The organism is Shewanella mesophila, from assembly GCF_019457515.1.
Lineage (GTDB): Bacteria > Pseudomonadota > Gammaproteobacteria > Enterobacterales > Shewanellaceae > Shewanella > Shewanella mesophila.
On record NZ_CP080421.1, the window covers coordinates 2,035,979 to 2,050,581 of the forward strand.

At 43.4% G+C, this 14,603-nt stretch carries 12 protein-coding genes and 3 tRNA genes; 6 read left to right on the forward strand and 9 right to left on the reverse strand.

The features are described 5' to 3' along the window. The first annotated feature begins 469 nt into the window (after positions 1-469). Positions 470-2,488 carry an excinuclease ABC subunit UvrB gene (gene uvrB, locus K0I73_RS08875; protein ID WP_220064097.1) on the forward strand — a complete coding sequence of 673 codons (2,019 nt, stop codon included), beginning with the start codon at positions 470-472 and terminating at the stop codon, positions 2,486-2,488. Between the two features lie 206 nt (positions 2,489-2,694). On the opposite strand, the gene rrtA is transcribed toward uvrB, so the two are convergent. Next, positions 2,695-3,279 carry a rhombosortase gene (gene rrtA, locus K0I73_RS08880; protein WP_220064098.1) on the reverse strand — a complete coding sequence of 195 codons (585 nt, stop codon included), beginning with the start codon at positions 3,277-3,279 and terminating at the stop codon, positions 2,695-2,697. Further along, complete coding sequence (queC, locus tag K0I73_RS08885) at positions 3,273-3,956, reverse strand: 7-cyano-7-deazaguanine synthase QueC (protein WP_220064099.1); 684 nt, start codon at positions 3,954-3,956, stop codon at positions 3,273-3,275. Before queC ends, rrtA begins: the two co-directional genes overlap by 7 nt. A gap of 189 nt (positions 3,957-4,145) precedes the next feature. On the opposite strand from queC, the gene queE reads away from it, so the two are divergent. Then, complete coding sequence (queE, locus tag K0I73_RS08890) at positions 4,146-4,814, forward strand: 7-carboxy-7-deazaguanine synthase QueE (RefSeq protein WP_220064100.1); 669 nt, start codon at positions 4,146-4,148, stop codon at positions 4,812-4,814. 85 nt (positions 4,815-4,899) lie between these two features. On the opposite strand, the gene K0I73_RS08895 is transcribed toward queE, so the two are convergent. The 4 genes from K0I73_RS08895 to K0I73_RS08910 all read right to left on the reverse strand — a co-directional run bounded on the left by K0I73_RS08895 (position 4,900) and on the right by K0I73_RS08910 (position 7,057). Beyond that, a complete protein-coding gene (locus K0I73_RS08895) occupies positions 4,900-5,961 on the reverse strand; it encodes a PLP-dependent cysteine synthase family protein (protein ID WP_220064101.1) in 1,062 nt (353 codons plus the stop codon). Between the two features lie 753 nt (positions 5,962-6,714). Continuing rightward, positions 6,715-6,799 (reverse strand) — tRNA-Tyr (locus K0I73_RS08900). A gap of 57 nt (positions 6,800-6,856) precedes the next feature. After that, positions 6,857-6,941, reverse strand: a tRNA-Tyr gene (locus tag K0I73_RS08905). 31 nt (positions 6,942-6,972) lie between these two features. Further along, positions 6,973-7,057, reverse strand: a tRNA-Tyr gene (locus tag K0I73_RS08910). Between the two features lie 125 nt (positions 7,058-7,182). Here K0I73_RS08910 and K0I73_RS08915 point away from each other — a divergent pair. The 3 genes from K0I73_RS08915 to K0I73_RS08925 all read left to right on the forward strand — a co-directional run bounded on the left by K0I73_RS08915 (position 7,183) and on the right by K0I73_RS08925 (position 10,375). Then, entirely contained in the window at positions 7,183-7,671 is a 489-nt protein-coding gene (locus K0I73_RS08915) for a VC2046/SO_2500 family protein (RefSeq protein ID WP_220064102.1), read from the forward strand. Positions 7,672-7,746: 75 nt separating this feature from the next. Next, complete coding sequence (locus K0I73_RS08920) at positions 7,747-8,034, forward strand: DUF406 family protein (protein WP_220064103.1); 288 nt, start codon at positions 7,747-7,749, stop codon at positions 8,032-8,034. A gap of 160 nt (positions 8,035-8,194) precedes the next feature. Next, positions 8,195-10,375, forward strand: a complete 2,181-nt coding sequence (locus tag K0I73_RS08925) for a sensor domain-containing phosphodiesterase (RefSeq protein ID WP_220064104.1) — start codon at positions 8,195-8,197, stop codon at positions 10,373-10,375. A 57-nt stretch (positions 10,376-10,432) separates the two neighbouring features. On the opposite strand, the gene K0I73_RS08930 is transcribed toward K0I73_RS08925, so the two are convergent. Both K0I73_RS08930 and K0I73_RS08935 read right to left on the reverse strand, forming a co-directional pair. Beyond that, the gene (locus K0I73_RS08930) at positions 10,433-10,927 is read right to left on the reverse strand and encodes a YchJ family protein (RefSeq protein ID WP_220064105.1); all 495 of its coding nucleotides are present in this window, start codon (positions 10,925-10,927) and stop codon (positions 10,433-10,435) included. Further along, positions 10,920-11,489: a YybH family protein gene (locus K0I73_RS08935; RefSeq protein ID WP_220064106.1), complete on the reverse strand. Its 570-nt coding sequence runs from the start codon at positions 11,487-11,489 to the stop codon at positions 10,920-10,922. The genes K0I73_RS08930 and K0I73_RS08935 overlap by 8 nt, the downstream gene beginning before the upstream one ends. Positions 11,490-11,751: 262 nt before the next feature. Here K0I73_RS08935 and smrA point away from each other — a divergent pair, with 262 nt between their 5' ends. Beyond that, complete coding sequence (smrA, locus tag K0I73_RS08940) at positions 11,752-12,339, forward strand: DNA endonuclease SmrA (protein WP_220064107.1); 588 nt, start codon at positions 11,752-11,754, stop codon at positions 12,337-12,339. 397 nt (positions 12,340-12,736) lie between these two features. On the opposite strand, the gene K0I73_RS08945 is transcribed toward smrA, so the two are convergent. Next, on the reverse strand, positions 12,737-14,572 hold the full coding sequence (locus K0I73_RS08945) for a M2 family metallopeptidase (protein WP_220064108.1): 1,836 nt from the start codon (positions 14,570-14,572) through the stop codon (positions 12,737-12,739). Positions 14,573-14,603 lie beyond the last annotated feature (31 nt).

Sequence of the window (14,603 nt, forward strand, 5' to 3'; positions counted from 1 at the left end):
TATCGCGTAAAGCTACGGAATCTCTAGGGTTGCATGACTTATCCACTAAATCTGTGGATAAACCTGTGGGTTAGCGTAAATATCGCCCTTCAAAGCCTTATGGATTGGGGATTGTACTTAAAATGACTATATTTTTTGGTTTGAGATATAGGTTAGTATTTTCAATGGGTTATAAAAAGCAATAGCCAGTTTTAATTTGTATCTTAACCGTTACAATTATGTAATGGATTTATTCGCTTATCTTGTGTATTAAAGTGCCTAATTAGCTGGGTTTTAGCTCTATTATTGATCTGTGAACACAGATTTTGTCTCTGTACTAAAGTTTCATGACAAACCTATTAAAGAATGTAAAAAGCGCTCAAATAATTTAAGGCAAGTTTGCCCCGATTTACCTATTTCATACTATCTGGGTTTGTTGAAACCCTTTAGGTCGATTAAGATAGACAGCTACATTATTGGGAGTGCTTCATTGAGTGATTCGACATTTCAGCTAGTTTCGCGATATCAGCCTGCGGGAGATCAACCTACCGCTATCCAAAAGTTGGTCGATGGCATAGAGTCTGGTCTCGCTTGTCAGACATTGCTTGGGGTAACTGGATCGGGTAAGACGTTTACGGTCGCCAATGTAATTAAACAATTACAGCGGCCGACGATTATCATGGCGCCAAATAAGACCTTAGCGGCACAGTTATATGGTGAGATGAAAGAGTTTTTTCCTCACAATGCTGTTGAGTATTTCGTTTCCTATTATGACTACTACCAGCCCGAAGCCTATGTCCCTTCAACGAACACCTTTATTGAAAAGGATGCGTCGGTTAATGCACACATAGAGCAGATGCGTTTATCTGCGACCAAAGCGCTTTTAGAGCGTAAAGATGTGGTGTTGATTGCTTCTGTCTCGGCGATTTATGGTTTAGGTGATCCTGATTCATACCTCAAGATGTTGTTACATCTTCGTCAGGGTGACTTTATGGGGCAGCGTGAAATATTGCAGCGCCTGAGTGAGCTTCAATATACCCGTAATGATATCGAACTGCAGCGCGGTACTTTTCGGGTGCGCGGCGAGGTGATCGATATTTTCCCTGCAGATTCAGATAAAGATGCAATACGTATCGAGCTATTCGATGATGAGATCGATCGCTTAAGTTTATTCGATCCATTAACCGGGCATATTCTACAGCGTATTGCTCGCACCACGGTTTATCCCAAGACGCATTATGTTACGCCGCGAGAGAAGATCCTGGCCGCAACCGAAGATATTAAACAGGAACTTCGGGATCGGAAAAAGTATCTGTTAGATAATAATAAGCTCATTGAGGCTCAACGCATCTCTGAACGAGTGCAGTATGATATTGAGATGATGACCGAGCTAGGTTATTGCTCCGGGATAGAAAACTATTCACGCTATCTGTCAGGGAGACGACCAGGAGAGGGGCCACCGACCTTACTCGATTATCTCCCGGCAGACGGATTACTTATTATCGATGAATCCCATGTTACCGTGCCGCAAATTGGTGCCATGTATAAAGGTGACCGCTCTCGTAAAACAAACTTGGTCGAGTATGGTTTTCGCTTACCGTCAGCGTTGGATAATCGTCCGTTGAAGTTTGAAGAGTTTGAATCCTTAATGCCGCAGACGGTATTCGTATCGGCGACACCGGCGCAATATGAGATAGATAAAAGCGATGGGGAAATTGCGGAACAAGTTGTGAGACCTACTGGGCTGCTCGATCCCGAAATTGAAGTGCGACCCGTTTCTATACAGGTAGATGACTTACTGTCAGAGGTGGGTAAACGAGTTGCCGTTAATGAACGGGTGTTGGTGACGACATTAACCAAACGTATGGCTGAAGATCTGTCGGAATACCTTGATGAACATGGCGTTAAAGTGAGATATCTGCATTCTGATATTGATACAGTAGAGCGAGTTGAGATTATTCGTGATCTTCGCCTAGGTGTGTTTGATGTCTTGATCGGTATTAACTTGCTCAGGGAAGGCTTGGATATGCCTGAAGTCTCGTTAGTGTGTATCTTAGATGCAGATAAAGAGGGATTCTTGCGTTCAGAGCGGTCCCTTATTCAAACGATTGGCCGCGCCGCCCGTAATGTTAATGGTAAGGTGATTCTCTATGGCGATAAGATCACTAAGTCCATGGCTAAGGCGATCGATGAAACTGATAGACGAAGGGAAAAACAGCGTCAATATAATCTTGATAATGGTATTACGCCTCAAGGATTGTTGAACAAAATCACCGATGTTATGGATATTGGCGGTCATAATGAACATACGGCGAAGGTGTTACCTCGTTATCAAAAAGTCGCTGAGGCTAAGGCTAACTATCAGCTTGGCGACGCCGCTAGCTTGAGTCATCAGATTGATGAATTAGAAAAACGTATGCATCAACACGCGAGAGACCTTGAGTTCGAACAGGCGGCAGCATTACGTGATCAGGTGCTGAATTTAAGAGAGGCGTTAATTAAGGCATGATCTGGTGGGCATCAGCTAAGCTAATTAACTAAAGAAGCCACCTGCGGAAGTAGGTGGCTTTGGGCTAAAAACAAAAGCTCTGGCGCTCAAGTTAAGTCTTTGAATTAGGCCTTACTCTGCCAATGTATTTCAATGAAGAACATGTTTGAAATGCAATGAACTAGCGCGATATAGGAAACAACCTGACTTATCTTGCTCGTTACTCGTTATTTAATAAATTTTCTAATCACTTTATAAGTAACAAAAACCAAAATGCCCGTCACTACCCCTACAAGGTGAGCTTCAGTTGCAACTCGTGCGCCTATCAATTGGGTGATCTGATCTGTAGCGCCATAGATTTGCTCATAAGCCACTTTTGCGCAAACCCCGGCAAACAATAAGTAGCCAGAGCGCATTCCGGCTTGAATATCTTTAAGTGCACCATAGGTAAATAGACCATGTAACATACCACTTAGCCCAACATAGCCTCCCAATGCAGGAAAACAAAGATAGAGGCCAATGCCCTGCAATACACACAGTATGACAAATAGCAGGGTAAAATTAGTTGCCCTGTAGTGGCATTCGTGTAAGAAGCTGATCACCCAAAGCCCTGCAAGATTCATTAACAGATGCCATTGATTGGTATGAAGCAAATTTCCGGAAAGCAATCGCCACCATTCGCCGCCAGAGATCGATGAACGTCGATAGGCAAGCTGAGGGTCAAAGTCCATAAAATAAAACAGGGCACAGACTATGGTAATGCCTAATACAACGCCGTAGGGCTTTGACGTTGATTTTAAGTGATTTAGCATTTTTGGTTCAACTCAGCCATGATGCTTGTCTTGTTATCGAGATACTCTTGTAATCCCTTGCTTCTGAGAATACACGCAGGGCAGGTGCCACATCCTGCGCCTACAATCCCGTTGTAGCAGGTCAGCGTTTGGTCTCGAACTAGGGTTAAACTATGGTATTTGTCAGCAAGGGCCCAAGTTTCAGCTTTATTGAGCCACATTAACGGGGTCTTAATCGTTAATTGTCGATCCATTCCTTGTTCAAGCGCCGACTGCATCGCTTTAATAAATTGATCGCGGCAATCTGGGTAACCAGAAAAGTCAGTCTCACAGACTCCTGTTATTACTGTATCGGCACCGATCTGATAGGCGTAAATTCCCGCCAATGTCAGAAAGAGGATGTTGCGTCCAGGGACAAAGGTGTTGGGTAATCCATTTTCCATTAACTCATTTGAAACGGCAATGGCATCGCGAGTTAATGCCGAAATTGCCAGTTCATTCAGTACCGTCACATCGAGTACCTTATGACTCGCCACCCCAAGCTGCTTGCCTAAGCTCTGTGCTATCGCGATCTCTTCTCTATGGCGTTGACCATAATCGAACGTGATTGCGTGTACTTCATCATATTGACTCAGGGCCTGGATGAGACAGGTTGTGGAGTCCTGGCCTCCACTAAAAACAACGACTGCTTTAGACATAGTGATTTACTAAGTATGAAATTTGGCGTTAGTTTAACTGACCATCGCAAGGTTGCAAATTATCTTACTCGCTCACATTCATATCCTAAAGTTTCGATTAGCAATAAAGTGGCTGCAAATAATGGAGTTATACTTGCTTGTAGAGTCAAAATCTTCTATAAAAGCCGACCCACAGCGATGAGGTTAACCATGAAGTATCCCGTGAATGAAGTGTTTGAAACAATACAAGGTGAGGGCGTCTACACTGGTGTGCCCGCTATTTTCGTGCGTTTACAGGGATGTCCGGTTGGTTGCTCTTGGTGCGATACTAAGCATACATGGGAAACCTTAACCGAAAATCGCGTCGATCCCGACCTTGTTATCCAGGTCGATGGTAAAATAGGTCGATGGGCGGAGCTTGACGCCAAGGCACTGATCCTGCAATTAGTGGCTAAAGGATTTACCGCAAAACATATTGTGATCACGGGCGGCGAGCCGTGCATTTATGATCTGCGCCCACTCACTCAAGCACTGTCTGAAGAGGGCTATCAATGTCAAATAGAGACTAGTGGTACATTTGAGGTGTTATGTGATCCGCGAACTTGGGTAACCGTGTCTCCTAAAGTGAATATGAAAGGTGGCTATAAGGTGCTTGAGCAGGCTCTTCATCGAGCCGATGAGATCAAGCATCCCGTTGCGAAACAAATGCATATTGATGAATTAGATCAATTGCTAGCGGGAATTGATACCCTTGGCAAGACCATCTGTTTACAACCAATAAGCCAAAAGCCACGAGCGACAGAGTTAGCGATGAAAGTGTGTATTGCGCGCAATTGGCGTTTATCTATTCAAACCCATAAATACCTCAATATCGACTAGATTTTGAGGAGGATGTAAGCATAAGGGCTCTGTGGTTGTAGCCCTTATAGCCATCGATAGTCACTATTTTCAATAGATTTGTTTGCTAATCTAAAAGACCCGTCTGATTAAAGCGCTCAAGTCTTGTTTGGTATTTAGCTATATCACCGATATTGTTGTTAACCCACACCTCATCATAATAGGTATCGAGGTAACGTTCACCGCCATCACAGAGTAAGGTCACTATTGAGCCTTGTTGGTTCTCTTGTTGCATTTGGGTTGCCAATTGCAAGGTCCCATAGAGATTGGTGCCGGTTGAGGGACCAGCTTTACGCCCAATAAGCTGCTCCAGCCAATAGATAGTCGCGATCGAGGCTGCATCTTCAATTTTTACCATATGGTCGACAACGCCTGGGATAAATGAGGGTTCGGCTCGTGGACGCCCAATACCTTCAATTTTACTTCCATTACAGCAGGTGACGCTTGGATCTAGGCTGTGATAATAATCGAAGAAAACCGAGTTCTCAGGGTCGACGACGCATAATTTGGTTTCTTCTCGCTGATAACGGATATATCTGCCTATGGTGGCCGAGGTACCGCCAGTACCAGGACTCATCACAATCCAGCTTGGCACGGGGTACGGTTCCCGTTTCATCTGATCAAATATCGAATTGGCAATATTATTATTGCCTCGCCAATCTGTCGCACGTTCGGCGTAGGTGAATTGATCCATATAGTGACCAGACAGTTCGTCTGCCAGTCGCTGGGATTCGGCATAGATCTGGCTAGAATGATCGACAAAGTGGCATTCACCGCCGTAAAACTCAATTTGTTGGATCTTTTTCTTAGCGGTCGTTTTTGGCATTACGGCAATAAAAGGCAGACCTAAGAGGCGAGCGAAGTAGGCTTCTGAAACCGCTGTGCTGCCTGAAGATGATTCAATTATGGGAGTTCCCTGTTTGACCCAGCCGTTACAGAGTGCATATAGGAACAGCGAGCGTGCTAAACGATGTTTGAGACTGCCAGTAGGGTGAGTGCTCTCATCTTTGAGATAGATATCAATGTCTTTTAAACAAGGTATATCGAGTTTAATTAAATGAGTGTCGGCACTGCGTTGATAATCCGCTTCGATTTTTTCGATGGCTTGATTAACCCATAAACGTTCCATGCGCTCTCCTGTTATTGATGTACGACAAGCCATTAAGCATGGGACGCCTGCCTTCTGTAATGATATGCACTTTACACCAATTAATATAAGAAAGTGATCTACTCAGCGTATTTTTTGGCAACTAATTCAAGGCCAATGGACGATGAAATGGTTGCTCCCTAGTGAGGCCGTTCAACACGGAAGTAGGAAGCCAAAAACACACCTAACGGGCGAGTTTTAGTGCTTTCGACGCTGTGTTAACGAGTTTGATCCTAGTTCAACTATGCTCTTCACTTGTTGCAATCAACAAGGGCTTGTATGTCCCTGACATACTTAATACATTCCCTCCATCTCTGGAGGTCAGATGTTGTGAATGCCCTTAATGCACGACTAAAGGGATTTAGGAGATAGGGTAAAGTATGGAGCGGTTACCGAGGATGCTAGAGCCGAGGAGCAATTAAAGGCCTTGCCTCATAAGCGCTAAATTCTCGCTGAGCGATCACATCTTTATACTGATTGGTATTAGCAATGAATTATAACTAGAAATGCTATAGGAAGTCGTACTAAATATGGATTGATAAAATAGAAGATTTAATCAAATGAACTAAGTAGTGTCGTTATCGATGAAAAATGGAGAGATGAGGCAGAAAATATTACGATCAACAATGGATGGCGAATGGATGAGATTAACGCAGGAGAATAATGTGTTAGATGGCTGGCTATATGAAACAGTTTTAGCGAGAACATTGCTATACCAAACTATCTGGTGTGAAATGGTGGAGGGAGAAGGATTCGAACCTTCGAAGGCTGAGCCGTCAGATTTACAGTCTGATCCCTTTGGCCACTCGGGAACCCCTCCACATATGTCACTTTTTACCTTTTAATGTATCTCACAAGCTTGATTAGGAAATAAAGATGGTGGAGGGAGAAGGATTCGAACCTTCGAAGGCTGAGCCGTCAGATTTACAGTCTGATCCCTTTGGCCACTCGGGAACCCCTCCACGAATATCTCTTTATCAAATTGTGTGCAAATGGTGGAGGGAGAAGGATTCGAACCTTCGAAGGCTGAGCCGTCAGATTTACAGTCTGATCCCTTTGGCCACTCGGGAACCCCTCCTCAATTGCGGCGGCAATAGTAGTCACAAACTCGGCCGCTGTAAAGAGCATTATTGAACTTTTTACTAAAGTTATGCTTCCAGCGGTCGATTATATTACAACGAGTTGTTTTATTGTTGTTTTTTTATGCGAACCAATCAGTTATTAATCAATGAAGCCAATCTAGGCACGCGATTAAACCAAGCTGTCACATCCGACAGACGGGGAGAGTTTGGCTTGCTGTTGGCGATGTTATCGACTGATGCGCGTGATATGGCACAGTTTCATCTTCAATCGCAGACAGAAGACCTTAATACACAGTTACGAGATAGATTTGAACTTGCGGCGGAGCAGCCCTTAGTTGTAAATATGGCGGAAGTCGACGTTGTTGATAATAGCCCTCAGTTTCACTCGGCGGGCCTAGTCAATTTTCATCTACAAGAGTACCTCACACCGGAAGCCTTGGTCATAAGGGGGAGTGATTCGCTTGAAATGAGTAGAGTGCTTGCCAATTGCGATCAGGTGACCCGCTCTCGTTATCGTGGTCAGATTGAGCCTCAATCGATGATCGGTGATTATTTACACTTTGGTGACCAATTGGTTGCTCAGCGGGCAATGGCAGAGATTTTGGCATAGTTTAGAGCTACATCTCGAACTAAAAAATTAAAGCCACTATAATTAAGCTCTTTGAATACAAGACAGTTGTGAATTATGAAAAATATTGAGAAAGGGCAATCAGCACTGGTTAATGATACGTGTACAGACTGCGGCAGCTACGCCGATATTGGTGCTGTAATAGATGAACACGATACTGTACTCGTGATAGAAAAACTTGGCGCAGAGGCACTTGAACAGCTAGAGACCTTAGTCAAGCTAGCCAAGGTCAGATTTGATGCGGTCCAAGCCGATATAGTCGAGATAGAGGGTGGTCAGCAACTCTCGTTAACATTTGCATTTAGTGCGGAAAAGATGATTTTTCAGTTACAAAATAATCTGTGATTTTATAGTGTTTAACTTGTTGCTAATCAGTTAATTATTCCTATAAAATGGTCTATAGCCACTTATTAAAACAAAAATGTGTGGATAAATGTCTTAAACCCTCTGTTTTAGAGTGTTTTTACCTCGACAGCGACTTTTAGGCTGCCGGTTGTAGGGATGTATGGCGAAACGCAAATATCAACACTTGCTCGAATCGATCGTTAATTCGGTAGAGAAGCAGGAAGGACAATTTAATGAGACTGCAACGCTAGCAACAAGTTTGCTTAGTGAGCAGCTTGTTGTCGACTATGTTGGTGTGTGTATTTTGTCTATCGAAGCCAATACTATCGAACAGGTTGCCCATATGGGAAACGCCATCGATGTTATTCGCCCTAAGCCACTACTTTCCTCCCAATACTTAACCGATCTAAAACAACATCGAGTAATTGATGTAGTAGAGGTCAGTGAAGATATTCGCGTTAAAGAGCTTTTTGATCGTTATTTCTGTCCAAAGCAGATAAAAAGTTCTCTTGATGTCGCTATTCGTATAAATGGACATCTTGAGGGCGTACTGTTCTTAGAGTCGACCACGCCAAGGTATTGGTCTGAGAGTGAACTTGATATCGTCGCTCAAGTTGCAGATCAGCTAGCATTGACATTAGCGACTCGACGCGCTTATGAAACCGATGAGCGTTTAACACTTTTTTTAAAAGCGATTGAACATTCAGAGCAGGTGAGCATGGTTGTCAATTTACATACTGATATCATCGAGTATGTAAACAGTGCTTATCATTCAATATCAGGTATCCCGAAACAGAAAATATTGGGATGTCCAATTTATTGCCTTGATTTTTTCAAACAGTTTCCCGATCAGGCTCATTCCGCACTAACCGATGTTAAGCGAGGCAGAATCGCAAAAGGCGATACCAAGATCACTCGTTCCGATGGTAGTAGCTATTGGATCCGTTATTCTGTAAAGCCTTTTACCACCCAAAGAGGGAATTATTACGCATTAATTACCGCTGAGGATAGCTCTGATGAGCGAGAACATAAAAATGAGCTCGAGCGCTTGGCATGGCGATGTTCGCTTACTGGTTTGTATAATCGCAGTTTCTTCAATAAGGCCTTAGAGCGTCGAACGACGGGCCATTTAATGTTAATCGATCTGATGGGCTTTAAACGCTTTAATGACACCTATGGCCATGAGAAAGGGGATAGGTTATTGGTTGAGATTGCTCGGCGTTTGCGCCATTTTGCAAGTATTAACAAAGCGGAGCTTATCGCTCGTGTTGGTAGTGATGAATTTGCGGTCGTTGTCGATGGTTTAGATGACAGCCAGCATCTGGATTACCTTATTAAACGTTTATATCATCAATTGACGCTTCCCGTTACCATCGGACGCGAAGCATTTGACGCTAAGCCAGCATTATCGATTGTTGAGATCGATTCCCTGGAACAGATGTTTTCGGCATTAACTTGCGCCGATATTGCAGTGCAGTATGCTAAACGCAAGCAAGGTGATGCGATTCAGTTGTTTAACAATGCCTTACTTAATACATTTAAAGAAAGCGCGCAGATTGAGCGCGAGTTACAATCAGCATTAAAGAATCGTGAGTTTGAACTTTATTATCAACCATTAAGAGATCTTAATACACAGCAGTATATTGGGGCTGAAGCGCTAATTCGTTGGCATCATCCTAAACGTGGGGTGCTTTATCCTGGCGCGTTTATCGACATTGCCGAGCAGACGGGAATGATTGGAGCGATTGGCGAGTGGGTATTGGAGACCGCATGTAGGCAGTTAAATTTGTGGCAGCACCATAATATTAATATCTCAATGCATGTTAACGTGGCTGCGCAGCAGTTCTTTAGTACAAGTTTGTATGATCAAGTTTGGCAGTTGGTGACTCGCTATCGGATAAAACCACGCACTCTGATTATTGAGATCACCGAAACGGAATTGATGGAAGATATTATTTATGCGACCAATTTATGTAAGGAGTTGGCTGAATTGGGTGTCGGCTTAGCCATTGACGATTTTGGCACAGGTTATAGCTCGATGCGCTATCTTAAGCAGTTTCCAATTTCAAAATTAAAAATTGACCGATCATTTATTTCGGATCTGAGTGTGAGTCATGAGAGTCGAGAGATTGTCAGTGCGATCATTGCAATGGCATCGGCATTAAATATCTCTTTGACTGCTGAAGGCGTAGAAACGATCGAGCAAGAGCAGTTTCTAACTAAGTTAAGGTGTCATCACGCCCAAGGGTTTCTTTACAGTCCCGCTTTAAGAGAGGCTGAATTTGGCCAATTTTTAAAAGCAAATACCCAGCTTACAAATAGGTTACTTTCGGTTTCTTAGCTGTTGTCACGCTGCATTATGTTGATGCCCAATTGTGTTAACCTTAAATGCTATTATTTAACCGATTTTAGAACAGCATTGTTTAAATTTTTTGCCACTGTTACAGATGCAGAGGTCATTTCGCTTAGGCATCACTGCTTTTAATTGTTTGCCTGTGGTGTATAGCCATTTTTCGTCTTGCTTCACAAATTGTGAAATTTCATGAATCGCGTCAATTCCATCTTCCTTGTACCAAGCATGAAACTCGACACAACCTTTACAGCCATTACTCTCACTATCATTGATGGTTAAACCAAGCCAATTTGTGTGGTTGTCTTGATCTAATATGGCCTTAGTTAGGCCGTTTAGGTGACGAGTATCATGTGTTTCAATTAAATAGTCATGAATCTTGAGTACAAAAGCACTATATCGACTGCGCATTAATTGTTCGGGCGTTTGTGCTCTCTCTCCCTGGTGATAGGGCTGGCAACAGTCAGAATAGCTCACACGTTCTATTGTTAATTCAGTGGCTATTTGACGACCACAAGGGCAAGGTTGTTTATTACTACTCATGCTGTAGGGGATCTTCTGTTTTAGTAAACTGGCTGCCGTAATACAGGTTCGGCGATGGCTTTGCACTGTAGTAAAATGACGGCTCTGACCGATTATTGGTATCGACAGTTAAATACCATTTACCATCGGCTTTCTTTTTTGAAACGGTTACAAATTTCCCTGCAAATTCACTCATAGGCTCTTCCGTTTCTTTGGGCGGATAAAAGCGAATAAGGTAATAGCCAATATCGGTAGCACTTTGGCCTTCAATTTGGCGTTCTACCACCCGAAAGTCGACCTCAATTTGTGCATTTTTGTGCTTAATCTTACCAAAAAATGCTTTGTATAAAGTGACGATATTTTCACGGCCTATTGTGATCTCTTGGCTTTGTTGTTCAGGGATATAACAGGCATTTTCAGCATAGAGTTCTTCTATTACCGCTGCGTCAAGCTGTTCAAATGCTACAGAAAATTGGGTATAAAACTGATTTAATGCGTTATCGTCACTGTTCGAGCCTTGTGCCGTTACCGGTAAACAAAGTAAGGAGAAAAGCGTGAAGATGACAAATTTCATAAATTTCATTTAGCTATTCATTTTTGCTAATATTCTGTTCACTATAATCTATGCACTTTTGATGGGAAAGATTTAGTTCTTAACAAAGTGTGTATCATCTGCTAGATGTTTAAATTTCAGTCTTTGTTAGCGTTTTGGCTCGGTTGGATAAGACTCTACGGTTGCTTTATCAGATGGTTTAACTCACTTGTCATTGCGGGTTTTGATCATAGATAATTCATAAACAAGATCCATTAACTGTGCTTTGCTCATTAGAGAAGAGGGAAATAAGATGGCAGAAGATGAGTTAGCGCTATTTTTCGCTTCAATGGCTGATGTGGTGCCGCTAAAGGCCGATGTCAATGTCAATTTTTGCAACGACAAGGGACGCGAGGCTCAGCGCGCCAAGCAGGCTCAGACGAAAAGAAGAGAAATGCTTTCGCAATTAAGTCTCGACTTTAGTGAGATTATCCCAGTCGAGCCAGATGAGATCGTCAGTTTTAAGCATCAAGGTGTTCAGAGTCAGGTATTTAAATTGTTTCGCCAAGGGAAGTATCCCATGCAAGCAGCCCTAGATCTGAAGGGCGTTGGAGTGAGTCGTGCGCGCGAGGCGCTGTATGATTTCATCTTACAAAGTCAGAACAGTGATTTTCGAAACTTGCTAATCATTCATGGTACAGGAGTGCATAACAAGCCGTTTCCAGCATTGCTTAAGTCATGTTTAGCGCAGTGGTTGTTACAGCTTGAAGGCGTAATTGGCTATCATAGCGCAACCAAAGGGTTAGGAGGATGCGGCGCCTTGATGGTGATGCTCCAGAAATCAGATAATGCACGCCTCGATACTCGAGAGATGACCAAGAAAGGAGCGAATTCTCGTTAATCTTCTTTAAATGAGATGATGCAATTACTGTGTTAACAGCCCATATGGACTAATCAATTTAATCTCTTCCAGGTTGATTTAGTCGTATTTTTGAACAATAGCGCTAGGTTTTATGCTTATGCTTGGGTTTAGTTGTCGGGAGTTATGTAAATTAACCATGTCAACAGTCCATGTTCATAGTCGCTATGATGCTAAGTTTGTTAATCTATGGCTTTCAATGCTTACTCCTTTATTAACAGGAGTAAGCATGACACTAGTTTAAAGGCGGAGCCTTAGCTGCTTTGGCTGTGAATCGGCTTTTGGTGGCGATGATTTTATAATGTCGCCGTAAGCGTATTCCAATAGCCAAGACTATCTTAAAAAGCCATCGCCACAGTTAAAAATCAATGGCTAGGCGCTACCAACCGCATTGGCGATTTGCCGATTGGTTTTGCTCATCTAACCATACCTTGAGCGGCGCAAAATAGTCGAGTACAGCTGAAGCATCCATCTCTTTGCTACCCGTTACCACTGATAAGGCTTCTGGCCATGGCTGACTTTGCCCCATCTCTAGCATTGCGTTGAGCTTTGCGCCAGCGTCCTTGTTGCCGTATATACTGCAGCGGTGTACAGGACCTTTATCACCCGCGATTTCACAGAGTGCTTTGTGAAATTGGAACTGTAATATGTGGGCTAAGAAGTAGCGAGTATAAGGAACGTTGCCTGGAACATGGTACTTAGCGCCTGGATCGAAGTCCGCTTCGCTACGTGCTATTGGCGCTTTTACACCTTGGTACTTTTCTCTCAGCTCCCACCAAGCTTGGTTGTATTGTGCAGGCGTTATCTCGCCACTAAATACCTTCCAGCGCCATTGATCTATCATTAGGCCAAATGGCAGAAATGCAATTTTATCTAACGCTTGCTTAAGCAACAAACCGATATCTTTTGATGCATCTGGAACCTCATCTAGCAAGCCAATTTGTTTTAAATAATTAGGCGTAATAGAAAGGGCGACAGTATCGCCGATCGCTTCATGGAATCCATCATTAGCACTATTTTTGAAGATAAAAGGCTGATTTTTATAGGCTCTTTGATAGAAGTTATGCCCAAGTTCATGATGAATAACGGTAAAATCTTCAGCTGTTTTTTGAATGCACATCTTAATGCGAATATCGTCAAGGTTGTCGAGATCCCATGCAGATGCATGGCAGACGACGTCACGATCTTTGGGTTGAACGAAAAGCGAGCGACGCCAAAACGTGTCTGGCAGTGGTTCGAAACCTAGTGACGTAAAGAAGCCTTCAGCCTGCTTAACCATTTTATGTTCATCATAACCTTGCTTAGCAAGTAACTCAGTAACATCGTAACCAGGATCGGCGTCTTCAGGTGCTACCATGTCATAGACATTGCCCCACTGCTGCGCCCACATGTTTCCGAGCAAATGAGCTGGAATTGCGCCACTACTTGGTGCGACCTCGTCGCCGTACTTTTGGTTCAGTTCTCCTCGCACATAGCAATGTAGCGATTCATAAAGCGGTTGAACTTGATCCCAAAGCCTATCTAGCTCAGCAGAGAATGCGTCGGGTGCCATGTCATACTGGCTTCGCCATAGTTCTGACAAATTCGCATAACCTAAATCTTTAGCGCCTTCATTGGCAAGTTCGACTTCTCGTTCAAATAGGGGACGCATTGGTTTCGCAATTTGGCGCCAACCTTGCCAGACATCGAGCAGTGTTGCTGGATCTCTAGACTCGCCCATGATCCCTGATAACTCTGGTTGAGTAAGGCAACGACCATCGGCTAAACAGTATTTACCTTTACCATATAATCCATTTAGCTCGGCGCTAATGTTAGCCAGCTCAGCATTCTTAACCGGATCAAGCGGAGCGGGTAACACCAATGAACTGCGTAAAATATTGAGTTTACGTTGTTCATCTTTTTCTAAAGGAAGCATGGCAAACTCTGCGGCTTTAGTTGCCAATCTTACTGATGTCGCCGTTTGGCGCTCTGCGACTGAGGCTGATAGCGCGGCAGTGTCTTCGGTTATGAAATTACTGTAGATCCACTCTGCGCGATTTTGCTCTATTGAGAGCTGTGCAAGATTGGCTTCGGCATCTTGAATAAATTGTTTCGCTTCGGCTGCTGGCTCGCTTTTTACTGGCGCGGCATTAACTTGCTCGTTGCAAGCCGTCGTAGAGATGGCTAAGGTGACGATGAGTGATAAATAGGATAATCGTGGAGATATCGATGACATACTGTGTTCCTTGATTGTTCGAGTGTCGTTG